Source organism: Caballeronia jiangsuensis (genome assembly GCF_046030135.1).
GTDB lineage: Bacteria > Pseudomonadota > Gammaproteobacteria > Burkholderiales > Burkholderiaceae > Caballeronia > Caballeronia jiangsuensis.
Genome location: NZ_JAQQDB010000010.1, coordinates 51757 through 77728, shown reverse-complemented (window position 1 = coordinate 77728; position 25972 = coordinate 51757). Strand labels below are relative to the sequence as shown.

General features: G+C 63.2%; 25 protein-coding genes. 15 read left to right on the top strand and 10 right to left on the bottom strand.

The genetic code is table 11. The features are described from left to right. The first annotated feature begins 11 nt into the window (after positions 1–11). The 5 genes from PQR08_RS12805 (at position 12) to proC (ending at position 5557) form a co-directional block, all read left to right on the top strand. Positions 12–1523 carry an FAD-linked oxidase C-terminal domain-containing protein gene (locus PQR08_RS12805; RefSeq protein ID WP_035497956.1) on the top strand — a complete coding sequence of 504 codons (1512 nt, stop codon included), beginning with the start codon at positions 12–14 and terminating at the stop codon, positions 1521–1523. 144 nt (positions 1524–1667) lie between these two features. Beyond that, the gene (gene glcE, locus PQR08_RS12800) at positions 1668–2756 is read left to right on the top strand and encodes a glycolate oxidase subunit GlcE (protein ID WP_187607524.1); all 1089 of its coding nucleotides are present in this window, start codon (positions 1668–1670) and stop codon (positions 2754–2756) included. An 8-nt stretch (positions 2757–2764) separates the two neighbouring features. Beyond that, complete coding sequence (gene glcF, locus PQR08_RS12795) at positions 2765–3991, top strand: glycolate oxidase subunit GlcF (protein WP_238209763.1); 1227 nt, start codon at positions 2765–2767, stop codon at positions 3989–3991. 44 nt (positions 3992–4035) lie between these two features. Next, complete coding sequence (locus tag PQR08_RS12790; protein ID WP_187607523.1) at positions 4036–4731, top strand: YggS family pyridoxal phosphate-dependent enzyme; 696 nt, start codon at positions 4036–4038, stop codon at positions 4729–4731. A 13-nt stretch (positions 4732–4744) separates the two neighbouring features. Beyond that, the gene (gene proC / locus PQR08_RS12785; protein ID WP_408161338.1) at positions 4745–5557 is read left to right on the top strand and encodes a pyrroline-5-carboxylate reductase; all 813 of its coding nucleotides are present in this window, start codon (positions 4745–4747) and stop codon (positions 5555–5557) included. Positions 5558–5588: 31 nt separating this feature from the next. Here proC and PQR08_RS12780 read toward each other — a convergent pair whose 3' ends face one another. From PQR08_RS12780 to recG, 6 genes are all read right to left on the bottom strand, one after another. Next, a complete protein-coding gene (locus PQR08_RS12780) occupies positions 5589–6407 on the bottom strand; it encodes an FkbM family methyltransferase (RefSeq protein WP_408161337.1) in 819 nt (272 codons plus the stop codon). A gap of 402 nt (positions 6408–6809) precedes the next feature. After that, complete coding sequence (gene ubiA / locus PQR08_RS12775; protein WP_187607520.1) at positions 6810–7670, bottom strand: 4-hydroxybenzoate octaprenyltransferase; 861 nt, start codon at positions 7668–7670, stop codon at positions 6810–6812. A gap of 119 nt (positions 7671–7789) precedes the next feature. Then, a complete protein-coding gene (locus PQR08_RS12770) occupies positions 7790–8278 on the bottom strand; it encodes a Dps family protein (protein WP_035497719.1) in 489 nt (162 codons plus the stop codon). 144 nt (positions 8279–8422) lie between these two features. Further along, on the bottom strand, positions 8423–8575 hold the full coding sequence (locus PQR08_RS12765) for a hypothetical protein (protein WP_371880192.1): 153 nt from the start codon (positions 8573–8575) through the stop codon (positions 8423–8425). A gap of 226 nt (positions 8576–8801) precedes the next feature. Beyond that, positions 8802–9761, bottom strand: coding sequence for a hydrogen peroxide-inducible genes activator (locus PQR08_RS12760; protein ID WP_187607518.1), 960 nt, complete (start codon positions 9759–9761; stop codon positions 8802–8804). 130 nt (positions 9762–9891) lie between these two features. Then, complete coding sequence (gene recG / locus PQR08_RS12755) at positions 9892–12150, bottom strand: ATP-dependent DNA helicase RecG (RefSeq protein WP_408161336.1); 2259 nt, start codon at positions 12148–12150, stop codon at positions 9892–9894. A 3-nt stretch (positions 12151–12153) separates the two neighbouring features. On the opposite strand from recG, the gene queA reads away from it, so the two are divergent. The 5 genes from queA (at position 12154) to secF (ending at position 18118) form a co-directional block, all read left to right on the top strand. Next, positions 12154–13200, top strand: coding sequence for a tRNA preQ1(34) S-adenosylmethionine ribosyltransferase-isomerase QueA (gene queA, locus PQR08_RS12750; protein ID WP_408161335.1), 1047 nt, complete (start codon positions 12154–12156; stop codon positions 13198–13200). A 46-nt stretch (positions 13201–13246) separates the two neighbouring features. Continuing rightward, the gene (gene tgt / locus PQR08_RS12745; RefSeq protein ID WP_408161334.1) at positions 13247–14407 is read left to right on the top strand and encodes a tRNA guanosine(34) transglycosylase Tgt; all 1161 of its coding nucleotides are present in this window, start codon (positions 13247–13249) and stop codon (positions 14405–14407) included. Between the two features lie 210 nt (positions 14408–14617). Next, entirely contained in the window at positions 14618–14947 is a 330-nt protein-coding gene (yajC, locus tag PQR08_RS12740; RefSeq protein ID WP_035497714.1) for a preprotein translocase subunit YajC, read from the top strand. A 127-nt stretch (positions 14948–15074) separates the two neighbouring features. After that, positions 15075–17141 carry a protein translocase subunit SecD gene (gene secD, locus PQR08_RS12735; RefSeq protein ID WP_408161333.1) on the top strand — a complete coding sequence of 689 codons (2067 nt, stop codon included), beginning with the start codon at positions 15075–15077 and terminating at the stop codon, positions 17139–17141. A 26-nt stretch (positions 17142–17167) separates the two neighbouring features. Further along, positions 17168–18118 (top strand): protein translocase subunit SecF, encoded by a 951-nt coding sequence (secF, locus tag PQR08_RS12730; RefSeq protein ID WP_187607513.1) that lies wholly within the window; start codon positions 17168–17170, stop codon positions 18116–18118. A gap of 76 nt (positions 18119–18194) precedes the next feature. Here secF and PQR08_RS12725 read toward each other — a convergent pair whose 3' ends face one another. The 3 genes from PQR08_RS12725 to PQR08_RS12715 form a co-directional block, all read right to left on the bottom strand. Then, positions 18195–18773 (bottom strand): YceI family protein, encoded by a 579-nt coding sequence (locus PQR08_RS12725; protein ID WP_187607512.1) that lies wholly within the window; start codon positions 18771–18773, stop codon positions 18195–18197. 56 nt (positions 18774–18829) lie between these two features. Next, positions 18830–19387, bottom strand: coding sequence for a YceI family protein (locus PQR08_RS12720; protein ID WP_408161332.1), 558 nt, complete (start codon positions 19385–19387; stop codon positions 18830–18832). A gap of 116 nt (positions 19388–19503) precedes the next feature. Then, on the bottom strand, positions 19504–20073 hold the full coding sequence (locus PQR08_RS12715) for a cytochrome b (protein ID WP_238209750.1): 570 nt from the start codon (positions 20071–20073) through the stop codon (positions 19504–19506). A gap of 460 nt (positions 20074–20533) precedes the next feature. Between PQR08_RS12715 and PQR08_RS12710 the strand changes: the two genes are divergently transcribed. From PQR08_RS12710 to PQR08_RS12690, 5 genes are all read left to right on the top strand, one after another. Then, positions 20534–21214 carry a paraquat-inducible protein A gene (locus tag PQR08_RS12710; protein ID WP_187607509.1) on the top strand — a complete coding sequence of 227 codons (681 nt, stop codon included), beginning with the start codon at positions 20534–20536 and terminating at the stop codon, positions 21212–21214. Continuing rightward, positions 21211–21900, top strand: coding sequence for a paraquat-inducible protein A (locus PQR08_RS12705; protein WP_250483061.1), 690 nt, complete (start codon positions 21211–21213; stop codon positions 21898–21900). Before PQR08_RS12710 ends, PQR08_RS12705 begins: the two co-directional genes overlap by 4 nt. Next, the gene (locus tag PQR08_RS12700; protein ID WP_408161331.1) at positions 21893–23575 is read left to right on the top strand and encodes a PqiB family protein; all 1683 of its coding nucleotides are present in this window, start codon (positions 21893–21895) and stop codon (positions 23573–23575) included. Before PQR08_RS12705 ends, PQR08_RS12700 begins: the two co-directional genes overlap by 8 nt. Beyond that, on the top strand, positions 23572–24273 hold the full coding sequence (locus tag PQR08_RS12695) for a PqiC family protein (RefSeq protein WP_238285084.1): 702 nt from the start codon (positions 23572–23574) through the stop codon (positions 24271–24273). Before PQR08_RS12700 ends, PQR08_RS12695 begins: the two co-directional genes overlap by 4 nt. 137 nt (positions 24274–24410) lie before the next feature. Beyond that, positions 24411–25022 carry a glutathione S-transferase N-terminal domain-containing protein gene (locus PQR08_RS12690; RefSeq protein WP_408161330.1) on the top strand — a complete coding sequence of 204 codons (612 nt, stop codon included), beginning with the start codon at positions 24411–24413 and terminating at the stop codon, positions 25020–25022. Between the two features lie 273 nt (positions 25023–25295). Here PQR08_RS12690 and PQR08_RS12685 read toward each other — a convergent pair whose 3' ends face one another. Beyond that, complete coding sequence (locus PQR08_RS12685) at positions 25296–25853, bottom strand: TetR/AcrR family transcriptional regulator (RefSeq protein ID WP_408161329.1); 558 nt, start codon at positions 25851–25853, stop codon at positions 25296–25298. Between the last annotated feature and the right edge of the window lie 119 nt (positions 25854–25972).

Below are 25972 nucleotides of genomic sequence, written 5' to 3'. Positions count from 1 at the left end.
AAGCCGAGCAGATGCCGCCCAACCTGCCGTACGAGGACGCGCCCGCGCTGACCGAAGATCAGCTCGCCGCGCGTCAACGCGAAGTCGTGCAGGCGCTGATGGCCGTGCTGCCCACGCACTGTCTGCTCTTTCGCGACGAAGATACCGCCGCGTACGAATGCGATGGCCTCGCCGCGTATCGGCGGCTGCCGCTCGCGGTGGCGCTGCCTGAAACCGAGGCGCAAGTGCAGCGCGTCGTGCAGATCTGCGCGCGTCTATCCATTCCGATCGTTCCGCGCGGCGCGGGCACCGGCCTTTCCGGCGGCGCAATGCCGATCCGCCACGGCATCGTGCTGTCGCTTGCGCGCTTTCGCAAGATCGTCGAAGTCGATCCCTACGCGCGCACCGCGACCGTGCAGCCGGGCGTGCGCAATCTCGCGATTTCCGAAGCGGCCGCGCCCTACGGTCTGTACTACGCGCCCGATCCATCGTCGCAGATCGCGTGCACGATCGGCGGAAATGTCTCCGAGAACTCCGGCGGCGTGCATTGCTTGAAATACGGCCTCACGGTACACAACGTCCTGCGCGTGCGCGCGGTGACGATGGACGGCGATGTCGTCGAGTTCGGCTCGCTCGGCCCGGATGCGCCGGGTCTCGATCTGCTCGCGGTCCTAATCGGCAGCGAAGGCATGTTCGCGATCGTCACCGAGATCACCGTCAAGCTGATCCCGAAGCCGCAAACGGCGCAGGTCATCATGGCGAGCTTCGACGACGTCGTGAAAGGCGGCAACGCAGTCGCCGCGATCATCGCCGCGGGCATCATCCCGGCCGGCCTCGAAATGATGGACAAGCCCGCGACGCGCGCCGTCGAAGAGTTCGTCAACGCGGGCTACGACCTCGACGCCGCCGCGATCCTGCTATGTGAATCCGACGGCACGCACGATGAAGTCGCCGAGGAAATCGTCCGCATGACGGCTGTCCTGCGCGAGCACGGCGCGTCGCGCATCCAGATCTCGCGTTCCGAAGCCGAGCGCCTCAAGTTCTGGTCCGGCCGCAAGAACGCGTTTCCGGCGGCGGGCCGCATCTCGCCGGACTATTACTGCATGGACGGGACCGTGCCGCGCCGCGCGATCGGGCCGCTGCTCGCGCGTATCGAAGAGATGGAGAAGAAGTACGCGCTGCGCTGCATCAACGTGTTCCACGCCGGCGACGGCAACATGCATCCGCTGATTCTCTTCAACGGCAACGATCTCGACGAATGGCATCGCGCCGAGGCGTTCGGCTGCGACATCCTGGAATGTTGCGTCGAACTGGGCGGCACGGTGACGGGCGAGCATGGCGTGGGCATCGAGAAGATCAATTCGATGTGCGTGCAGTTCTCGCCGGAAGAGCGCGACGCGTTCTTCGCGGTCAAGCGCGCGTTCGATCCGCCGGGTCTGCTCAACCCCGACAAGGGCATCCCGACGCGCGCGCGCTGCGCCGAGTACGGCAAGATGCATGTGCGCGGCGGGCTGTTGCCGCATCCCGAATTGCCGCGTTTCTGATTTCTCACGAGGCGCGGCGCGCGTTCCGCTATCCATGTTTCTCCGAGTGCGGCGGCGTTAAGCGGCCGGTACAATCGACCGGACAGCCGTCAGAAAGCTGACACAGAAGTCGAAGCCCGAAATCGACGAACTAGCGGAACACCCATGGAACAGGACGACATCGTCGCCGGCTGGTCGGAGAGAATCGCCCGGGCCACGGAATCCGGCACGCTGCTGCGCATCCGCGGCGGCGGGACGAAGGACTGGTACGGCCAGACGCTCCAGGGAGAAATCCTCGACACGCGGGCGCATCGCGGGATCATCGAGTACGACCCGGCGGAACTTGTCATCACCGCGCGCAGCGGCACGCCGCTGGCCGAAATCGAAGCGGCGCTCAGAGCGCATAACCAGATGCTGCCGTTCGAGCCGCCGCACTTCGGGCGCAATGCGACACTGGGCGGCTGCATCGCCGCGGGGCTCGCGGGCCCGCGCCGCGCATGGACCGGCGCGCCGCGCGATTTCGTGCTCGGCGCGGTCGTCATGAACGGGCACGGGCAAGTGCTGCATTTCGGCGGTCAGGTGGTGAAGAACGTCGCCGGATATGACGTGTCACGCCTGCTCGCGGGATCGCTCGGCACGCTCGGGCTGATCCTCGAACTGTCGATCAAGGTGTTGCCGCGTCCCGTCGCCGAAGCCACGCTGAAGTTCGACATGCACGCGACCGACGGCGTGCGCAAGCTCAACGAATGGGGCGGCCATCCGTTGCCGATCTGCGGCAGCGCGTGGCGCGACGGCACGCTCGCGCTGCGTCTCGCGGGCGCGGAAGCGGCCGTGAAGACGGCGCGCAATACGCTCGGCGGCGAGGTCGTCGATGCGGTCGAAGCGGACCGTTTCTGGATCGGCATGCGCGAACAGACGGACCCGTTCTTCGCAGTGATCGAACCGCGCTCGGCGTTGTGGCGGCTCGCGTTGCCGTCGATCGCGGAGCCGCTGCATCTGCCGGGCGCGCAACTGATGGAATGGGGCGGCGCGCAGCGCTGGTGGATCACCGATACCGATCCGCAGACCGTGCGCATCAGCGCGAAGCAGGCGGGCGGACACGCGACGATCTTCCGCGCGGGTTCCGCCTACGATCGCAATGCAGGCGTGTTCACGCCGCTGCCCGCGCCGCTGATGAAGATTCATCGTGGATTGAAAGCCGCATTCGATCCGGCGCGCATCTTCAACCGCGCGCGTTTGTATCCCGACTTCTAGGCGCTTCGATGCAAACCAATCTCGCCGATTTCATCCGCGGCACGGCCGATGGCGACGAAGCCGACGCCATCCTGCGCAAGTGCGTGCACTGCGGCTTCTGCACGGCGACTTGCCCGACGTATCAGATACTCGGCGATGAACTCGACGGGCCGCGCGGGCGCATCTATCTGATGAAGCAGATGCTCGAAGGCGCGCCAGTGTCGCGCAGTACGCAACTGCATCTGGATCGCTGTCTCACGTGCCGCAATTGCGAGAGCACGTGCCCATCGGGCGTGCAGTATGGGCGGCTCGTCGAGATCGGGCGCAAGATCGTCGAAGAGAAGGTCGAGCGGCCGATGCGTCATCGCCTGCAACGGCGCCTGCTCGCGAGCTTCCTGCCGAACAGCACGCTCTTCACCCCTGCGATGAAGCTTGGACAGCAGTTCCGCGGCATCCTCCCTCGCAAGTTGCGCGCGAAGATCCCCGTGCCCGAGCGGCCGCTCGCGCCGCCCACGAACAAGCACGAACGCAAGATGCTGATGCTCGCGGGCTGCGTGCAACCGGCGATGATGCCGAACGTCAACACGGCGACGGCGCGCGTGTTCGATGCGCTCGGCATCGAGATCGTCACGGCGCCGTCGGCGGGCTGTTGCGGCGCGATTCGCCTGCATCTCGGCTACAACGAAGACGCGCTCGACGACGTGCGCAACAACATCGACGCATGGTGGCCGTATGTGGAAAGCGGCGTCGAGGCGATCGTGATGAACGCGTCGGGCTGCGGCGCGACGGTGAAGGAATACGCGCATCTGCTGCGCAACGATCCCGCGTATGCGGAGAAGGCGCAGAAGATCGTCGATCTGACGCGCGATCTCGCCGAAATCCTGCCGATGTACGAAGAAGAACTCGTCGCGCTTTCGCGCCGGCGCGGCGTGCATACCGTGGCGTTCCATCCGCCGTGCACGTTGCAGCATGGACAGCAGATTCGCGGACACGTCGAGCATCTGCTGACCGCGCTCGGGCTCGAAGTGCGCCTGCCCGCCGATAGTCACCTGTGCTGCGGATCGGCGGGGACGTATTCGGTCCTCCAGCCGAAGCTCTCGTACACGCTGCGCAATCAGAAGCTCGATCGGCTGGAGAAGCTGGAGCCGCAAATGATCGTGTCGGCGAATGTCGGCTGCATCGCGCATCTGCAAAGCGGCACATCGACGCCCGTCACGCACTGGATTCAACTGCTGGAGCATCTGCTGTACGGTTGAGCGCTTCGTATAATGGCCGGATGGTTCTTTAGGCTGGCTCAGGTATGTCTATCGCTCAACATCTCGAAGAAGTCCATCAACGCATCGCGAAGGCCGCGCAAAGCGCGTCGCGCGATGCGGCCTCCGTCACGCTGCTCGCCGTGTCCAAGACCTTTCCCGCGAACGACGTGCGCGCCGCTTTCGATGCCGGCCAGCGCGCGTTCGGCGAGAACTACGTGCAGGAAGGCATCGCGAAGATCGCGGAGCTGGCCGATCTGCGCGGCGACATCGAATGGCATTTCATCGGGCCGCTGCAATCGAACAAGACGAAGCTCGTCGCCGAGCAGTTCGACTGGGTGCATTCCATCGACCGGCTGAAGATCGCGGAGCGGCTTTCCGCGCAACGTCCCGACGGCACGCCCGCGCTCAACGTCTGCATTCAGGTGAACGTGAGCGGCGAGGCGTCGAAGAGCGGCGTCGAGCCGGAGGAAGCCGCCGCGCTCGCGCATGCGGTCGCCGCCCTGCCCGGCCTCCGCCTGCGCGGCCTGATGGCGATACCCGAGCCCGCCGATACCCTCGACGCGCAACGCGTGCCGCACGCCCGCCTGCGCGATCTGATGAACACGCTGCGCGCCGATGGCCTCGATCTCGACACGCTCTCGATGGGCATGTCCGCCGATCTCGAAGCCGCCGTGCTCGAAGGCGCGACGATGGTGCGCATCGGCAGCGCGATTTTCGGCGCGCGCACTTACACCACCTGACCTCATCTCAACCATGAAAATTGCATTCATCGGCGGCGGCAACATGGCCGCGGCGCTCATCAGCGGTCTCGTCAAGCGCGGCGTCGCGCCGTCCGACATCTACGCCGTCGACATCAACGACGAAGCGCGCGCGCGCACCGCGAAGCAGTTCGGCATCGCGACCGGCGCGGCTGTCGATGTCAAGCTCGCCGGTTACGACGCGATCGTGCTCGCCGTGAAGCCGCAAGTGCTCAAGAGCGTGGCCGAAGCGCTCGCGCCGCATCTGTCGAAGCAGACGATCATCAGCATCGCGGCGGGCATCCGCGCGACGGATCTCTCGCGCTGGCTGAACGGCTACACGCAAATCGTGCGCACGATGCCGAACACGCCCGCGCTGATCGGCATGGGCGTGACGGGTCTCGCCGCGCTGCCCGGCGTGAGCGACGCGGCGAAGGCGCTCAGCAGCGAGGTGCTGGAAGCGGTCGGGACGGCCGTCTGGTTCGACGACGAAGCGAAACTGGACGCCGTCACCGCGATCTCCGGCAGCGGCCCGGCCTACGTGTTCTATTTCATCGAAGCGATGCAGGAAGCGGCGCGCCAGCTCGGCATGGACGAGGAGCAAGGCCGCGCGCTGGCGGTCGCCACGTTCACGGGCGCGGCGCAACTGGCGGCGCAATCGGGCGAGCCGGCGAGCGTGCTGCGCGAGCGCGTGACATCGAAGGGCGGCACGACGGCGGCGGCGCTCGCATCGTTCGATGCGCAGGGCGTGAAGGATGCGATCGTGCGCGGCGCGCTGGCGGCGCAAGCGCGGGCGAAAGAGATGGGGGATGAGCTGGGCGGGGCTTGAGCGGCGGCGCGGCTCGTTGCGATTGTCCGCTTCAGCCGATATAGACGACGTTATCGCGTTCCACGATGTTCTGGCGCACGGGGTCGCGCTCGCTGATGGCCAACAGGTTGGGATTCACCGTGTAAAAATCCGCATAACCCATGCTGGCCAGAAACGCGCGGATCGACTTCGCATCGCTTTTGAGCGTTTCCACCAGCAGAACCGGCGCGCAGCGTTTCAATGTTTCGGTTGCGCCTTTCAACACATCCATTTCCATGCCCTCGACATCGATCTTGATGAAATCGACGCGTTCGAGCTCCAGAGAATCGATGCTGATCATCGGCACCGCAACGCCTTTCTTGGGATCGTACGAAACCTCTTGTCCGACACTCAACGTATTTTCCAACTCGCGCAGTTCCAGACTTCCGAAACTTCCAGGCGAATAATAATCCGGCTGCGGAATGATGATCCGGCCGACCGATTCGCCAAGCGCCGTGAGTTTCGCGCGCGCGTTCAGGCAATTATTGATCGCGAGATTGCCGGCCAGCGCGTAGTACACGATTTCCTGAGCCTCGAAGCTCAGCACATTGCCCCAACCGTACATCCGGCGCGCCCATTCGATCGAATGCACGCCGATATTGGCGCCGCCGTCGATCGCAAAGACGCCGTCGCCGAAATACTTGCGGCGCAGCGCAAGCAACTCGAGCACGAACGAGACTTCGCTGGCGTCGAAACTGGATGTACTGAGTAATTGATGACCCACGCCATAAGCAAAATTATCCTGAACGGCGACATCGTTTCGATTAATGATCATGGTGCCGTGATTCGACGCGGCAAGGACGAAAGCAATAGGACGTTCGGGTAAGGACATGGCAGGTATCCATCTTTAAGGAAATGAGGAATCGTGCGGAACCGGCATTCGTGCGCGGGGCGTTGGCGGCTCGTCGTGCAGAGGCCTTAAGCGAGCGCGGTGCGCGTGCCTGCGCGCTATCGTCGCCGCGCGGAAAGCCCTGGGCGTGTGATCGGCTTGTCGAAGGAAGGATCGGTGCTTTCGATATGAATCACCGGGCACCATGGGACGCGTCTCTTTCAGCGTTCCCAGGAATTAATCGTTTGCCTGACTTACGACCTTATCAAAACATAAGGCCGCGAACCCGCGATGTGAACACTTTTGTCGTTCTCAGACTGTTTCGCGGACTGGCATAAGCGGCGAGCTGCCGCTTTGAGCAACGCGCCTTGCGCACGTTGCGACACGCGATCAACGCAAAAGGGATCAATTCGAGAACGCGTAATGCAGCGCAATCCCCGCGAACAACATCCCCCCGAGCCAGTTGTTGTGCTTGAACGCGGCAAAGCACGCCATCCGCTCGCGATTGCGGATCAGCCCGTAGTGATAAACCGCGCAACCCGCTGCCGCGAGCCAGCCGAGCCAGTAGAGCCAGCCATACCCTAGCGCGATGCCGATACCCACATAGATCGCGAGCGTCACGGCGTAGCACAGCATGACGGCCAGCACGTCGTATCGGCCGAACGTGAGCGCCGACGTGCGGATGCCGATCTTGATGTCGTCGTCGCGATCGACCATCGCGTACTCGGTGTCGTAGGCGACCGACCAGAACACGTTCGCCGCGAGCATGATCCACGCGAGCATCGGCACATGGTTTTGCACGGCGGCGAAGGCCATCGGAATGCCGAAGCCGAACGCGATGCCGAGATACGCCTGCGGGATCGCGAAGAAGCGCTTGGTGAACGGATACGTGCCCGCGACGAACAGCGCGAACACCGACAACTCCTTGGTGAGCGTGTTGAGCGGCAGAATCAGCAGGAACGCGACGAGCGCGAGCGCCGTCGCGAGCGCCACCGCTTCCCACGCCTTGATCTTGCCCGACGTGATCGGCCGCTCGGCGGTGCGCTTCACGTGGCGGTCGAAATCGCGGTCGGCGTAGTCGTTGATCGCGCAGCCCGCCGAACGCATCAGGATCGTGCCGATCGTGAAGATGACGAGCAGCATCGGCGACGGACGGCCATCGGATGCGATCCACAATGCGTTGAGCGTCGGCCATAGCAGCAACAGGCTGCCGATGGGCTTGTCGAGGCGCACGAGGCGCATGTAGAGCGGAAGACGGGCGAGCATGGCGGAGGTCGATGCAGAGAAACGCGGTCCGGCTATTTTAGATCAGCGCGTTCGTTCATCCTCAAAAGCGAAAACCCCGCATGAGAGCGGGGTTTTATCGCTTCGCAACCGAAGAAGTATCAGGCCAGCATCGCGCGCAGCATCCACGCGGTCTTCTCGTGCGTCTGCATGCGCTGCGTGAGCAGGTCGGCGGTCGGCTCGTCGTTGGCGGCTTCGGTCGCCGGGAAGATCTCGCGCGCCGTGCGCACCACCGCTTCCTGACCTTCCACCAGTTGGCGGATCATCTCTTCGGCAGCCGGCACGCCGTCCGCTTCCGGAATCGACGACAACTTCGCGAACTCCTTGTAGCTGCCCGGCGCATGCACGCCCAGAGCGCGAATGCGTTCCGCGATCGAATCGACGGCGAGCGCGAGTTCGGTGTATTGCGTTTCGAACATCAGATGCAGCGTGTTGAACATCGGACCCGTGACGTTCCAGTGGAAGTTGTGGGTCTTCAGATAGAGCGTGTATGTATCGGCCAGCAGCCGTGACAGCCCGTCGGCGATCTTCTTGCGGTCTTTGTCGCTGATGCCGATATTGACGGCAGGTGCAGTGCCTTTCTTCGCCATGATGACTCCGTGAGAGAGTGATTCGAACGGTGCGAGCGCCGCGTGCATCGCCTTGTCGCGCGGCGCTTCGAGCGCTCGACAGTTTATCTTAGAGAAACGGGGAACGCTTTATCGTGACAAGACTTTCGAGCGTCTTGACGATCTTCAGGCGCCGACTACACCGCTCGCGACGACGAGTCCATAGCCCATCGCGACGATGCCGAAAGCAAGCGCGACGCGCATCGTGCGCGACGCGTGACGGCTGGATGCTTCGATATGCTCGACCGCCTGTGCGATGTGATTCAACGCTTGCGACATGATGGTTTCTCCCGTTGTGGTCTTGGAACCGATAGAGGGAGCTTACAGAGAACTATCGAAATTTATAATTTGATTAATTTTATTTATTCGATAGTCATGCGCGGCGGGATTCTGAAGTCGGATCGAACGAACTACTTAGATAGCCTAAATAATCGGCAAAAAAGAGAGGAAAGTCAGAAGCGCTGTGTTCGTCAGAACCACAGCGCATCCAATCGCGCAAACATCGTCAGTTCACCGCCACCGGCATATCCAGCTTCCTGACGCCCGGCAAATCGCAATTGGCGATCGCTTCGGAGATCGCGTCGATGGCCGGCATGCGTGTGAAGCTCTTGCGCCACGCGAGCACGACACGCCGGTCCGGCACCGGCTCATCGAACGGCACGTAACTGAGCAGACCGGAATCGATGCCCCCCGCGTGCGGCCGCACCTCGCTCACCGACATGCGCGGCAGCACCGTGATACCGACGCCGCTCGCCACCATATGACGGATCGTCTCCAGCGAGGAGCCTTCAAACGTCTTCTGGATGCCGTCCGCGTTCTGCGAGAAGCGCATGAGTTCGGGGCACACGCCGAGCACGTGATCGCGGAAGCAATGACCGCTTCCGAGCAGCAACATGGTTTCCTGCTTGAGATCGTCCGGATCGATCTTCGCGCGGTTCTCCCACGCGTGTCCGGAAGGCATCGCGACGACGAACGGCTCGTCGTAGAGCGCGCGCACCATCAGGCCGGTTTCGGGGAACGGCAGCGCCATGATCGCGACATCGATTTCGCCCTGCTTCAGGAGCTCGATCAGCTTGAGCGTGTAATTCTCCTGGAGCATGAGCGGCATCTGCGGGACCGACTTGATCATCTGCTTGACGAGCGTGGGCAGCAGATACGGTCCGATGGTGTAGATCACGCCGAGGCGCAGCGGTCCGACGAGCGGATCCTTTCCCTGCTTGGCGATTTCCTTGATGGCGAGCGTCTGTTCGAGCACGCGCTGCGCCTGCGTCACGATCTGCTCGCCGATAGGCGTCACGCTGACTTCGCTCGTGCCGCGCTCGAAGATCTGCACATTGAGTTCGTCTTCGAGCTTCTTGATTGCCACCGACAACGTCGGCTGGCTGACGAAGCACGCCTCGGCCGCGCGACCAAAATGCCGCTCGCGCGCGACCGCGACGATGTACTTCAGTTCAGTGAGGGTCATTGGCGGCCAATGAAATACGTTGATTCAATAGGTTTGAGTTATACACCTGCCAACCGTCGTTCGACAACTTCTGCCGATTCGCCGGCCCGCGTCGGTTAAATAGGGACCGACATGACCCGCGCGAGTTCAGTCAGGCCTTCAAATAGTGCTCCCTCGCGCCCAGCCAGCGTGCGAGGTGCCGCGTGACCGCGTCGGGGAATTGCGCGAGCATCTGATCGGCGGCGGCGCGCGCCGGCTCGATCAGCCAGCCATCGTTTTCGAGACTCGCGAAACGCAGCATCGCTTCGCCCGATTGCCGCGCGCCGAGAAACTCGCCGGGTCCGCGAATTTCGAGATCACGGCGAGCGATCTCGAAGCCGTCGGTCGTCTCGCGCATGGTTTTCAGGCGCGCGCGCGCGGTCTGCGATAGCGGGTTCGCATACATCAGCACGCACACGGACGCCGCGCTGCCCCGCCCCACGCGACCGCGCAACTGATGCAACTGCGCGAGGCCGAAACGCTCCGCATGCTCGATCACCATCAGCGACGCGTTCGGCACGTCCACGCCGACTTCGATCACCGTCGTCGCGACGAGCAATTGCACTTCGTTGCGCGAGAACGCGTCCATCACCCCCGCTTTTTCCGCGGGCGCGAGCCGTCCGTGAACCAGACCGACGCGCAGTTCGGGCAGGGCGGCGACCAGCGTCTCGTAAGTCTCGACAGCCGTCTGCAACTGCAGCGTCTCGCTCTCCTCGATCAGCGGACAGACCCAGTACACCTGGCGTCCGGTCAGCGCCGCTTCGCGAACACGGCCGATGATCTCGTCGCGCCTGCCGTCCGACACCACTTTGGTGAGAATCGGCGTGCGGCCGGGCGGCAGTTCGTCGATGGTCGAGACGTCGAGATCCGCGTAGTAGGTCATCGCGAGCGTGCGCGGGATCGGCGTCGCGGACATCATCAGTTGATGCGGCTGAAAATCGCGCGCGCCGTCCGCCGCATTGAGCGCCTTCGCGCGCAAGGCGAGCCGCTGCGCGACGCCGAAGCGATGCTGCTCGTCGACGATCACGAGTCCGAGGCGCGCGAATTCCACTGCATCCTGAATGATCGCGTGCGTGCCGATGACAAGCTGCGCCGTGCCGAGCGCCGCCGCCTCGGTCGCTGCGCGCTTTTCCTTCGCCTTCAGGCTGCCCGCGAGCCACGCGACCGTGACGCCGAGCGGCTCCAGCCAGCCGCGCAGTTTGCGCGCGTGCTGCTCCGCGAGGATTTCGGTCGGCGCCATGAGCGCGGCCTGATAGCCCGCGTCGATGGCCTGTGCCGCGGCCAGCGCCGCGACGATCGTCTTGCCGCTGCCGACATCGCCTTGCAAGAGACGCTGCATCGGATGCGCGAGCGTCAGTTCACCCGCGATTTCGGCGACCACGCGCTGCTGCGCCCCGGTCAATGCGAACGGCAAGGCGCGCAACAGCTTCACGACGAGCGACGCGTCATCGTCCGGCAGGCGGCGCGGCATCGCGGGCGCGGCGCGCGTGCGCCGTTCCTCGTGCGCGCGCTTGAGCGACAGTTGCTGCGCGAGCAATTCCTCGAACTTGATGCGCGTCCACGCCGGATGCGTGCCGTCGATGAGCGCGGTTTCATCCGAATCCGCGCGCGGATGATGCAGCGTCTTCACGGCGTCGAGGAGGCCTGGCACGTTCAGCGGCGCGAGATGCGCGCGCGCGATCGGCTCGGGCAGCAGTTCCGGCAGCGACACGCGCGAAATGGCGGAATCGATTGCCTTGCGCAGATAAGCCTGCGAGATGCCCGCCGTCGACGGATAAACCGGTGTGAGCGCTTGCGGCAGCGGCGCGCCGTCATCGACGGGACGCACGGCTGGATGCACCATTTCCATGCCGAAAAAGCCGCCGCGCACGTCGCCGCGCACGCGCAGGCGCACGCCGATGGCCATCTGCTTGACCTGCGAGCCGTAGAAGTTGAGAAAGCGCAGCGTGAGTTCGTCGCCGGCGTCGTCGTTGATCTTCACGAGCAATTGTCGACGCGGCCGATACGCGATCTCGTTGTCGAACACGACGCCTTCGGTCTGCGCGATATCGCCCGGAATCAGTTCGCCGATGGGCGTGAGCGAGGTTTCGTCCTCATAGCGCATCGGCAGATGCAGCACGAGATCGATGTCGGATTTCAGGCCCAGCTTCGCGAGCTTGTCCGCCGTCCTGACGACGGGTTTCGGCTTCTTCTCGGCGCTTTCGGCCGTCTTTGCCCGCTTGGGCGCGACAGGCGCTTCGGCTTCGTCCGCAGTCGGGAGCGCATCGGTCGGGGAAGCCAGGCGGCGGTCGGACAAGGGCATTGACTCTCTTCGCAAGTACAATATGAGGTTTGTTCGGCGCGTTTCCCGTGTCGTTCGCGCTTCGTTCACGCCATGTTCACGCTTTCCGATTTCGATTTTAATCTGCCGCCCGAGCTGATCGCGCAGAGCGCGCTCGCCGAGCGCAGCGCGAGCCGCCTGCTCGAGGTGGACAACCGCGCCACGCCCGCTACGCTGATCGACCGGCGTTTCTCCGAACTGCCCGATCTGATCGCGCCGGGCGATCTTTTGGTGTTCAACGATACCAAAGTCCTGAAGGCGCGCTTCTTCGGCCAGAAGGCCAGCGGCGGGCGCGTCGAGGTGCTGGTCGAGCGGCTGACCGGCGCGACCACGGCGCTCGCGCAGATTCGCGCGAGCAAGAGCCCGGGTGAAGGCACCACGATCCGCCTCGCCGATGCATTCGATGTGACCGTCGGCGAACGCGTCGAGCCGTTCTACACGCTGCACTTTCCGGCCGAATGCCTGACGCTCATCGAGCAATACGGGCGCTTGCCGCTGCCGCCGTATATCGAGCACGACGCCGACGCCTACGACGAAACGCGCTATCAGACGGTGTATGCGGCGAATCCGGGCGCGGTGGCCGCACCGACTGCCGGCCTGCATTTCGACGACGCGCTTTTCGCCGAGCTCGATGCACGCGGCGTCGAGCGCGCGACGCTGACGCTGCACGTCGGCGCGGGCACGTTCCAGCCGGTGCGCGTGGAGAACATCGCCGAGCACAAGATGCACAGCGAGTGGTACGACCTGCCGCAATCGCTCGTCGATCGCATCGCGGCGGTGAAGGCGCGCGGCAATAGCGTCATCGCGGTCGGCACGACGTCGATGCGCGCACTCGAAGCCGCCGCGCGCGATGCGGCTCAAGCCGGCCAGCCGCTCGCGGCGACGCAGGCCGAAACCGATATCTTCATCACGCCGGGCTACGGATTTCGCGTCGTCGACCGGCTGGTGACGAACTTCCATCTGCCGAAATCGACGCTGCTGATGCTCGTGTCCGCGTTCGCCGGCATGGAAACGATCCGCGATGCGTACAGGCACGCGATCGAGGAGAAGTACCGTTTCTTCAGTTACGGCGACGCCATGCTGCTGACGCGCCGCGACTAGATTTTTAACCAATGCGCTGGACTGTTTTCCAGTGGCAGGAATTCAAATGACCGCAACCCATACCCCGCCCGAGAACGGGCTCAAGTTCGAATTGCTGACGACCGACGGCCAGGCGCGCCGCGGCCGTCTCACGCTCAATCACGGCGTCGTCGAGACGCCGATCTTCATGCCGGTCGGCACTTACGGCACCGTGAAGGCGATCCAGCCGCGCGAACTCGAAGAGATTCGCGCGCAGATCATCCTCGGCAACACGTTCCACCTGTGGCTGCGTCCGGGGCTGGAAGTCATCGGCGCGCACGGCGGCTTGCACAAGTTCATGGGCTGGAACCGGCCGATTCTGACCGATTCGGGCGGCTTTCAGGTGTTTTCGCTCGGCGAACTGCGCAAGATCACGGAAGAAGGCGTCACGTTCGCGTCGCCGATCAACGGTGACAAGCTCTTCCTGTCGCCCGAAGTGTCGATGCAGATTCAAAAGGTGCTGAACTCCGACATCGTCATGCAGTTCGACGAATGCACGCCCTACTCGACCAACGGCATTCCGACTTCGCACAAGGACGCCGCGGATTCGATGCGCATGTCGATGCGCTGGGCGAAGCGCTCCATCGACGAATTCAGCAAGCTCGGCAACCCGAACGCGCTCTTCGGCATCGTGCAGGGCGGCATGTTCGAAGACCTGCGCGACGAATCGCTCGCCGGTCTTTCCGACATCGGTTTTCATGGCCTCGCGATCGGCGGGCTGTCGGTCGGCGAGCCGAAGGAAGACATGATGCGCGTGCTGAATCACATCGGCCCGAAGCTGCCGGCCGACAAGCCGCATTACCTGATGGGCGTCGGCACGCCGGAGGATCTCGTCGCGGGCGTCGCGGCGGGCGTCGATATGTTCGACTGCGTGATGCCCACGCGCAACGCGCGCAACGGCTGGCTCTTCACGCGCTTCGGCGATCTCAAGATCAAGAACGCTACGCACAAGAACTCGATGAAGCCGCTCGACGAAAGCTGCGGCTGCTACACGTGCCAGAACTTCACGCGCGGCTATCTGCATCATCTGCATCGCGTCGGCGAGATTCTCGGCGCGCAACTGAACACGATTCACAACCTGCACTACTACCTGGAGCTGATCGGCGAAGTGCGGGAATCGATCGAAAATCACACGTTCGAAGCGTTCCGCAAGACCTTTGCGGAGAATCGCGCGCGCGGCGTCGATTAAGCCGCGTCTCGAAACGGCGCGGCAAGCATTACAATTGCCTTTCTACCATTTGCGAAAAAATGCCGCGAAAGTCCGGGACATCGAGTCGTAACGGCTTGATGGCAAAGCGCATTCCCGGAGTGTCGCGGCATACGCGAGTGGTAGAATACCGGGCTAATTTCCATTCGAGTTTTTCGAACGTATTTGTGACGTTTTAACGGAGAGACCAACGTGTCGTTCATTTCCAATGCTTATGCACAAGGCCTTACCGCGGGTGGCGCGGAATCGAGCCTGATGAGCTTCCTGCCGCTGATCCTGATGTTCGCGGTGCTGTACTTCATCATGATCCGTCCGCAGATGAAGCGTCAGAAGGAGCATCGCAACATGCTCTCCGCCATGGCCAAGGGCGATGAAGTGGTGACGAACGGCGGCATCGTCGGCAAGGTCACGAAGGTCACGGATGCATACGTGGGCGTCGAAATCGCCGAAGGCACGGAAATCACCATCCAGAAGGCTGCCGTGACGACCATTCTCCCGAAGGGCACGATCAAGTCGCTGTAAGGCCACTCGTTCCACCGCGTCCGGCGCGGCCTCGCTCACCGAGCCGTCCGAGTCTTCACGACCGGCTCATCGCGCATAACGCCGGACGCCCTCTCCTCCGAAGCCAACTTTCCGGTCGGCCATTCCCATGAATCGTTATCCCCTCTGGAAGTATGTCGTGATGCTGGTGGCGCTCGTCATCGGTCTCGTGTACACGCTCCCCAACTTCTTCGGCGAGGCGCCCGCAGTTCAGGTGTCGAGCGGCAAGGCGACGGTCAAGCTCGATTCCTCGACGCTTGCGAACGTCGAAGCCGCGCTCGCCGCGAGCAACATCAAGGCCGACGAAGTCACCTTCGATAACTCGCAGCTGAACGCGAACATCCGCGTGCGCCTGAAGGACACCGACACGCAGTTGCACGTGAAGGATCTTCTCTCGAAGGCGCTGAACGCCGATCCGACCGATCCGCAGTACATCGTCGCGCTGAATCTGCAGAGCGCCTCGCCGCGCTGGCTGACGGCGCTGCACGCGCTGCCGATGTACCTCGGTCTCGATCTGCGCGGCGGCGTGCACTTCTTGCTGCAGGTCGACATGGCCGGCGCGCTCAACAAGAAGCTCGATTCCGATGCCGCCGACGCGCGCACCTATCTGCGCGACCGCAATATCCGCGATGGCGGCGTGAACCGCGTCGGGCAATCGGTCGTCGTGAACTTCTCGGATCAGGCGGGCGCGGACAGCGCGCGCACGCAGCTCCAGACGGGCGTGTCCGAACTGCAATGGACGACGCGCCAGGGCGGCGACGGTTTCCAGGTGGTCGGCACGTTCTCGCCGGACGCGCAGAAGATCGTCGAAGACAGCGCGCTCAAGCAGAACATCACGACGCTGCATAACCGCGTGAACGAACTTGGCGTCGCCGAGCCGGTGATCCAGCAGCAGGGCTCGGACCGCATCGTGGTCGAACTGCCGGGCGTGCAGGATACCGCGAAGGCGAAGGACATCATCGGCCGCACGGCGACGCTCGAAGCGCGCCTGGCCGATCCGGTCAACACCTACATCGGCCCGAACGACGCGGTGCCCCCCGGCGACGAAGCGTTCAAGCAGGGCGACCGCCTCGTGCTCTTGCGCAAGCAGGTGATCTTCACCGGCGACCGCATCATCGACGCTTCGGCGGGCTTCGACGAGCATCAGCGCCCGTCGGTCAATATCCGTCTGGACTCGGCCGGCGGCCGCGCGGTGTCGGCGGTGTCGCGCGACAACATCGGCAAGCCGATGGCCATGGTCCTGTTCGAAAAGGGCAAGGGCGAAGTGCTGACGGTCGCGACGATCCAGTCCGAACTCGGCGACCGCTTCTCGATCACCGGCCAGCCGACGCCGCAAGCCGCCACCGATCTCGCGCTGCTGCTGCGCGCCGGTTCGCTCGCGGCGCCGATGGACATCATCGAGGAACGCACGGTCGGCCCGAGCCTCGGCGCGGACAACATCAAGAAGGGCTTCGATTCGGTGACCTACGGTTTCGCCGCGATCGCCATCTTCATGATCGCGTACTACCTGCTGTTCGGCGTGTTTTCGATGCTGGCGCTGTCGGTCAATCTGCTGTTGCTGGTCGCGGTGCTCTCGCTCCTGCAGGCGACGCTGACCCTGCCGGGCATCGCGGCTATCGCGCTCGCGCTCGGTATGGCGATCGACGCGAACGTGCTGATCAACGAACGTATCCGCGAGGAACTGCGTAACGGCGCGCCGCCGCAGACCGCGATTCAGGAGGGCTTCAAGCACGCCTGGGCGACGATTCTCGACTCGAACGTCACCACGCTGATCGCCGGTCTCGCGTTGCTCGCGTTCGGTTCGGGTCCGGTGCGCGGCTTTGCAGTCGTGCACTGTATCGGCATTCTCACGTCGATGTTCTCCGCGGTGTTCTTCTCGCGCGGGCTCGTGAACCTGTGGTACGGCGGCAAGAAGAAGCTGAAGTCGCTCGCGATCGGTCAGGTGTGGCGTCCGGAAGGCGCGAACGCCGAAGCGGCCGCGGCGGCCTATCTCGCGGCGCAGCGCGGCGACGAATCGCCCGTCGACGAAATCGTGAAGACCGCGAAGGGCAAGACGAAGACGGCAGTGGCCGCGCCGCGCCCGGCGCCTCAGGCGCAGGCGCGCTCGGGCAAGCCGACGGTGCGCCGTCGTTCGGGCCCCGGCATCGATCAACAGAAACCGGGCGAGTCCCGCTGATTCCGCTGAGTCCGGAGAGATAGACAATGGAATTCTTCCGTATTCGCCGCGACTTGCCGTTCATGGAACGCGCGTTGATCTTCAACGTGATTTCGTTCGTGACGTTTCTCGTGGCCGTATTTTTCCTCATGCATCGCGGTCTGCATCTGTCGGTGGAGTTCACCGGCGGCACGGTCGTCGAAGTGCAGTATCCGCAAGCCGCGCAGCTCGAACCGGTGCGCGCGTCGATGTCGAGGCTCGGCTACCCCGACGCGCAAGTGCAGAACTTCGGCACGTCGCAGGATGTGCTGATTCGTCTGCCGCTCAAGCAGGGCCTGACGTCCGCGCAGCAGAGCGATCAGGTGATGACCGCGCTCAAGACCGACAACGCCGAAGTGAAGCTGCAGCGCGTCGAGTTCGTCGGTCCGCAGGTCGGCAAGGAACTCGTGACGAACGGCCTGCTCGCGCTTGCGTGCGTGGTGATCGGCATCGTGATCTATCTGTCGTTCCGCTTCGAATGGAAATACGCGGTGGCGGGCATCATCGCCAACCTGCACGACGTGGTGATCATTCTCGGCTTCTTCGCCTACTTCCAGTGGGAGTTCTCGCTGTCCGTGCTGGCGGCGATTCTCGCGGTGCTCGGCTATTCGGTGAACGAGTCGGTGGTTATCTTCGACCGGATTCGCGAAACCTTCCGCAAGCAGCGCAAGATGACGGTGCGGGAAGTGATCGACCACGCGATCACGAGCACGATGTCGCGAACCATCATCACCCACGGCTGTACGGAAATGATGGTGCTGTCGATGTTCTTCTTCGGCGGCCCGACGCTGCATTACTTCGCGCTGGCGCTGACCGTCGGTATTCTGTTCGGTATCTATTCGTCGGTGTTCGTCGCGGCGGCGCTCGCGATGTGGTTCGGCGTGAAGCGCGAGGATCTCGTGAAGGACAAGAAGGACAAGTTCGATCCAAACGATCCGAACGCGGGCGCGCAGGTTTGAGGCGCACGCACTTCGCAGGGACGTAAAAAAGCGGCCGGTCTTCGCAGACCGGCCGCTTTGCATTGAGGCGTCGAACTTACTGCTTCACACCTTCGGCCTGAATATGCAGCACCGTCTTCAGGCTGAAACCGTACGACTTGCCGTAGTCCATCCCGAAGTCGCCGCGATCGAAGGTGGTCGTCGCTTCCACGCCGCACACTTCCTTCTTCATCATCGGATTCACGAAGCACTTGAAGCTCTCGACCTTCAGGTTGATCGGCTTCGTCACGCCGTGCATCGTCAGCGTGCCGATCACTTCCGAGGGCTGGTCGCCGTCGAACTTGATCGACGTGCCCTTGTACTCGGCCGTCGGATACTTCGCGACATCGAAGAACTCGGCCTTTTGCAGATGCTCGTCCAGCTTCGGATTGCCCGTGTTGACCGACGACAGGTCGATCGTCACGTTCACCGTGCCGGTCTTCGCCGCGCGATCCAGCGTGACTTCGCCGCTGCTCTTGTTGAACTTGCCGCGCCACGTCGACACGCCGCCGAAGTGATCGGCTTCGAAGCTCGGATACGTGTGATTCGGATCGAGCTTGTACGTGTCGGCGGCCATCGCGCCGAACGACAGACCCAGTGCAACCGCGCCCGCGGCGATGATCGAAAGCTTTTTCAAGTTCTTCTCCTGACTAACTAAGTACGCTGAATATGCGTGTGTGACAAAACCGCCGCTCACTTCTTCGCGGCAACGATGTGAAACTTGATGACGACGTCGTCCGCGACGATCGACGTGTCTTTCCATTCGCCCGTCCCGACATCGAACTGGGTGCGCTTGATCGGCAGCGCGCCGTCGAAGGTTTCAGTCGCGCCCTGCTGCGTGACCGTCACAGGAACCGTGACCGTCTGCGACTTGCCCTTGATCGTGATCTTGCCGGTCACGTTGTACTTGTTGCCGCCGGCCGGCGCGATCGCGCTGGAGACGAAGGTCGCCGTCGGAAACTTGGCTGCATCGAACCATTCCGCGCCGCGGACCTGCTTGTTGTAGTCGTCGTCGCCGAGGTCGTAGCTGCCGGTGTCGATCGTGATGTTCGCCGTGCCCGCGGTCGGCTTCGCCGGATCGAAGGCGATCTGCGCGCTGAACTTGTTGAACTTGCCGTCGGTGGGGACGTTCATCTGCTTCGAGGTGGCGATCACCGTGCTCTTGCTTGCATCCACCTGCGCCTGTGCGCCGGCGACAAAAGCAAGCGAAGCCGCCGTAGCCAGCATCCAACGATTGAGTTTCACTTTCATGTGTGCCCTATTCAAACGGTCCGATCGAACAAACCGGTATTGGAAATCATTAGAATGCGATAACAATCAGCCGCCGGGAAACGCCCTGCCAACGGCGAAAAAACAATGCGATGCGCTTACTTGAGGAACGGCAGCATGCGAGCGAGCAAGCCGTCGCGATCGACGAAATGGTGCTTCAGCGCAGCGAGCACGTGCATCACGACGAAGAACAGCAACGTGTAGTTCAGCGCGACATGCACGATGCGCAGCGTCGCCTTCAGCGCCTTGTCCGGACCGATGATCGTCGGCAGCGGCAGCACGCCGAGATAGACCACCTGAATGCCGGCCGCGGAACTGTAGAGATAACCGGACGCGGGAATGACGAGCATCAGCAGGTAGAGCAGAAAATGCGCGAGATTCGCCGCGTTGTGCTGCCAGCGCGGCATGCCGTCGGGCATCGGCGGCGCTTGATGCGTCGCGCGCCAGATGAGGCGCAGAAGCGCGAGCGCGAACACCGTCACGCCGATCCACTTGTGCCACGAGAAGTATTTGAGCTTCGTCGGCGTGAACCCCGGGATGTCGGTCATGATCCAGCCGAGCCAGAAGCCGCACACGATCAACAACGCGATCAGCCAATGCAGCCCGATCGCCGTGGCGCTATAGCGTTGCGCCGGCGGCGTCGCCGCGATGCGAGCGGTGCTTTCCATTTTCCTTTCACCTCATATGTTCGATGTTGCCCTGCCCCGTCGCCAGCCGACGACAGGTGTTCAAGGCCGCCATGCTACATCAACGATAACGAATTGCCAGCGCGCGCGAAAAAGCCCGCACCGAACCCGCAAAGCCAGTCCCGGCGCGGCTTTGCGGGCAATCGAACCATGTTGCGGAGCCTTCGGGTGCCGCGCATGCAACGAACTATTCCACGCGTGCAACGGTCGATGAAGGCGCGAACAAGCGGCGCGATCCGCGCTTGATTCCGGCATCAATGTATTAACGAGCGGAGTGGCGATTTCATTCCGCGCGCACGAAGCATCCCGCCACATCCGTCAGCGACTCGCCATTTGATACCATGCTGTTACTTTTTGTGCTGGCCCACGGCTTGCTAAGCTCCGTCGGAGCCGGCCTTCGCGGCGCCCGACCACTATGCTCGACAAGTCTCGGGCCTCGACCATGAACGCGAACGAACCGGATGACCTCATCGCGTGTCACGAATGCGACGCGCTCTTCCATAAACGTGCGCTGCCTCAGCGCACTTCGGCGAAATGTCCGCGATGCGGATCGCTGCTCTATCGCAGCATCTCGTCGAACCTCGACAAAATCTGCGCGATGACGCTCGCCGCGCTCGTCACGTTCGTGATCGCGCAGGGCTTTCCCATCGTCGAGCTGGACGCGAACGGCCTCACGTCCCAGACCACGCTCATCGGCGCGATCGTCGCGCTATGGAACGAGCAGATGGAGCTGATGGCGGTGCTCGTCTTCTGCTCGACCATTCTGTTTCCGTTGTGCGAACTGCTCGCGCTGCTCTATGTGCTGCTGCCGCTGCGCTCGGGCTACGTTCCGCCGGGCTTCAATGCGCTCCTGCGCGGCATTCAGTTCGTGCGTCCGTGGGGGATGATCGAAGTCTTCATGCTCGGCGTGCTCGTCACGCTCGTGAAGATGGTCAGCATCGCGCGCGTGATTCCCGAAGCGGCGCTCTTCGCGTTCGGCGCGCTGACGCTCATGTTCGCGGTCGTCGTGAGTTTCGATCCGCGCGCGCTCTGGGACATCGCGACCGAGCTCGGCCGGCGCGACGCGACACAGCGCGCGAACGGCCGCAAGCGCATCCCCTCTGAAGCGAGGCAGAAATCGTGAACGATCCGATCGATCCGGCCGATCCGGCCACCGGCGAGCAAGCCAGCGAGACGTACTACACCACGGCGTCGCGCGCGAACGTCGTGTCGTGTCATGCCTGCGGGCTCGTGCAGCCGCTCGCGCGCACCGTCGAGAAGCAACGCTGCACGCGCTGCGACGCGGTGGTGCACCGGCGCCATCCCGACAGTATCGCGCGCACCTGGGCGCTGCTCATCAGCGCGGCGATTCTTTATATTCCGGCGAATCTCTTTCCGATCATGCACACGTCGTCGATTCTCGGCTCCGAGGACGACACCATCATGAGCGGCGTCGCGCTCTTCTGGAACGACGGCGACTATCCGCTCGCCGCGGTGATTTTCGTCGCCAGCATTCTCGTGCCGATGCTGAAGCTCGCCACGCTCGGCTTTCTCACCATCAGCGTGCAGCGGCGCTCCATCTGGAGGCCGCGTCAGCGCACGACGCTCTTTCGCATCGTCGAAGGCATCGGGCGCTGGTCGATGCTCGACGTCTTCGTGATCACGCTCACCATCGCGCTCGTGCGCTTCAAGTCGCTCGCGGTCATCACGCCGGGGCCGGGCGCGCTCGCGTTCGCATCGGTCGTCGTACTGACGATGATCGCGTCCATGCAATTCGACCCGCGCCTCATGTGGGACAACATCGAACCGTCAGGAAAGAGATATGACTAGTGCCCAAGGTCCGATCGACCCGAAGCAGCCGGCGCCGCCGTCAGACAACCCCGGCGACGGCAACAAAGGCAAAGGCGGCGGCCTGCCGCCGAATCTGCCCGATCCCGTGATCGAGCCGCGCAGCCGCTGGCTGCCCTCGCTGGTGTGGGTCATTCCGCTCGTCGCGGCGCTGATCGGCGTGATTCTCGTCGTGAAGACGGTGTCGAGCCGCGGACCGACCGTGACCATCAGCTTCGTGAGCGCGGAGGGCCTCGAACCGGGCAAGACGAAGGTGAAGTTCAAGGACGTCGATATCGGCACGGTCAAGACCATCACGTTGTCGAAGGATCATTCGCGCGTGCTCGTCGATGTTCAGCTCACCAAGGAAGCCACCGATTTCGCCGTCAAGGACACGCGCTTCTGGGTCGTGCGCCCGCGCGTCGCGGCAAGCGGCGTGACCGGTCTGTCGACGCTCCTGTCGGGTGCGTATATCGGCGTCGATGCGGGCAAGTCCACCGACGACCAGACTTACTTCATCGGGCTGGAGACGCCGCCCGCCGTCACTGGCGACCAGAAGGGGCACACGTTCACGCTGCACGGCGAGTCGCTCGGCTCGCTCGATATCGGCTCGCCGGTCTATTACCGGCGCGTGCAGGTCGGGCAGGTCGTCGCGTTCTCGCTCGACAAGGACGGCACCGGCGTCACGCTGCAGGTGTTCGTCACCTCGCCCTACGATCAGTACGTCGGCAGCAACGCGCGCTGGTGGCATGCGAGCGGCGTCGATCTGCGGCTCGATTCGAGCGGCTTCACGCTCAACACGCAATCGCTCGCGACGGTCGTGCTGGGCGGCATCGCGTTCCAGACGCCGCCGAACCAGCAGTCCGGACCACAGGCGCAAAACAACACCACGTTCCGCCTCGCCGGCGATCAGGCCGACGCGATGCGCGATCCCGATGGCCAGCCGGTTCATGTCGTGATGAACTTCAATCAGTCGCTGCGCGGGCTGTCGGTCGGCGCGCCGGTCGATTTCCGCGGCATCGTGCTCGGGCAGGTCACGGGTATCGGCGTTCAATACGATCCGAAATCGCACGCGTTCATGATGCCGGTCACGATCGATCTCTATCCCGATCGTCTCGGCAGACGCGCGAAGCAGGCGCTGCCGGAGCAAGGTACGACGGCGAGTCAGGACATGCTGCAACTGCTCGTGAAGCGCGGTCTGCGCGGACAGTTGCGCACCGGCAACCTGCTGACGAGCCAGTTGTATATCGCGCTCGACTTCTTCCCGAAGGCGCCGCCCGCGAAGGTCAACGTCGCCAACGATCCGCTCGAACTGCCGACCGTGCCGAACACGCTCGACGAACTGCAACTGCAGATCGCCGATATCGCGCGCAAGATCGACAAGATTCCGTTCGACGAAATCGGCACCAACCTGAACGGCTCGCTGAAGAACGCGAACGCGCTCTTCGACAAGCTCGACAAGGAAGTCATGCCGGAAATGCGCGACACGCTCACGCAGGCGAAGAAGACCTTCGGCCAGGCGCAGTCGACGCTGCAATCGGACTCGCCGCTGCAGTCGGACGTGCATCACGCGCTGCAGGAACTCACGCGCACGCTGCAATCGCTCAACTCGCTCGCGGATTATCTGGAACGCCATCCGGAATCGCTCTTGCGCGGAAAATCGGGAGACAAACCATGAAGTTCGGCTCGTTGATATTGACCCTGAGCGCATCGGCGATGCTCGCCGCCTGCGCTTCGCCGGCGAGCCGTTTCTACACGCTCGGCGGCGGCGATGCGCGTCCCGTGCCGTCGACACAGGCGTCGTTCTATTTCGAGCTCGCGCCCGTCGACGTGCCGCAGCAGGTCACGAAGAATCAGTTGGTGGTGCAGACGAGTCCCGCGCAGGTTCGCGTGCTCGAAGATGAGCGCTGGGCGTCGCTGCCCGGCGACGAAGTGCGGCGCGCGCTGTCCGCCGATCTCACGCAGCAGCTCGGCGCGATCGACGTTTATGGCACGCCGCATCCGGAATCGGTGCCGGTTTATCGCGTGAAGGTGAACGTGCGGCGCTTCGAATCCTGGCCCGGCTCGCAGGCTGTGATCGACGCTGTGTGGAGCGTGCGCGCCGCCGGATCGGATACGGTGCTGACGTGCCGGACCGTCGCGCAGGAACGCGTGGACGCAGGTTACGACGCGCTCGTCGAAGGTCATCGCAAGGCGGTCGATACGCTCGCCTCCGCGATCTCCGCGGGCGTGCGCAGCCTGAGCGCGCTCCCTTCGACGACGAGCGCGCCGGTCGCGTCCGCGAAGGGCAAGAACAGCGCGAACGCGAAGCCCGCAGCCGCGCCGGTTCTGCCGTGTCCGTCCACGAACGGCGCGACAACTGCCAGCGCGCAATGATCCACGCCGCGCCGGGCGCGCCTCATGTTGTCGGCAGACGACATCGGCGACGCAAGCCATCTCTAATTTGCCGATGGTTCGTGCGCGCCCGGTTAAGATCGTCGTCGCCCGCATTCCGAATCAAACGTGAAAATTAGATGATGAAACTGATCGGTTCGCATCCCAGCCCGTTCGTCCGCAAAGTGCGGATCGTCATGGCGGAAAAGAAGATCGATTGCGAACTGGTGCTCGAAGACGTCTGGGCATCTGATTCGAAGATCCACGACTACAACCCGCTCGGCAAGGTGCCGTGCCTCATCCTGGACGACGGCGAAGCGGTGTTCGATTCGCGCGTGATCTGCGAGTACGTGGACACGCTTACGCCGGTCGGCAAGTTGCTGCCGCAGGAGCGCCGCGAGCGCACCGAAGTGCGTTGCTGGGAAGCGCTCGCCGACGGCATGCTCGATGCCGCCGTGCTGATCCGTCTCGAAGGCGTCTTGCGCGAAGAAGCGCATCGCAGCGAAAAATGGACGACGCGCCAGCGTCACAAGATCGAGGACGGCCTGCGCGCGATGGCGCGCGGTCTCGGCTCGAAGCAGTGGTGCTCGGCGAACCGCTTCACGCTCGCGGATATCGCGTGCTGCTGCGCGCTCGGTTATCTCGACTTCCGCATGCCCGATCTGAACTGGCGGGACGCGCATCCGAATCTCGACAAGTACTACGCGCGTATCTCGCAGCGGCAATCGTTCGTGGATACCGCGCCGGTCTGATCGCGAGGCCGGAGCGCTGGAATGCCTGCGATTCCTGCGGCGCGGAAGCTTTCAAGCTGCATCTACTACTAGATAGATATTGAATTGCGATACGACTATTCAATGTCCGATGCAGGCGCTTTCTTCCCGAAACACCCGGCCTTTCGCCATATCGACGGACGAAAAGACGGTGTCGGTCGGGAAACTGTCTTGGCTCGTCAAAATCTATCTATTCAGCGATAGATAACCAACCGTGAATTCACTGCTTTCTCACAAGGTTATCCACAGCCTTATCTACCGCCGGAAAGCGTCGGCGATCTCTTCCAGACGCGCGCGCGTCTGAAACAGGCGGCATGCGAGCAGGCTTCCCTGGAACGCGGCGTACAAGGTGCGCGCCGCGGCCTCGGGTTTGCCACCGGCGTCCAGCGTGTCCTGCGCTTCGCCCTCCGCGAGCACTTTCGCCAGCCAGTTTTCGTTCGCCTTGTAGAACGACTGCACGACGTGGCGGACCTTATCCGGCAGCGATTCGATGTCCGCCGAGAGCATGCCGCAGAGGCAAATCTGATTGCCGCCGCCGATGATTCGTCCGAACAACTTCGTATACCGATCGAGCTTCTTGTCGGCGGGGGCGGAGCTGTCGATCGCATAGATCGACGACATCACGTCCGCGCTGTATGCGTTCACGGCTTCGAGCGCGAGATCTTCCTTGGTCGGAAAGTAGTAGTGGATGCTGGAGGTTTTCACGCCGACCAGACCGGACAGGTCGCGATAGCTGAATCCGTTGTATCCGCGCGTCATCAGCAAGGTCTGGGCGTGATCCAAAAGCGCTTCGCGTACCGTGTTCTTGTCCATTTTGTCCGTTTGCCTCATTGCCCATGAAGTCGACGTGCGTAATTTATCTATCACTAGATAGACGGTCAAGCGCTTGTATCAAAAAGTTTTTATCGAAAAGCTTTTATTGAGCCGATGGA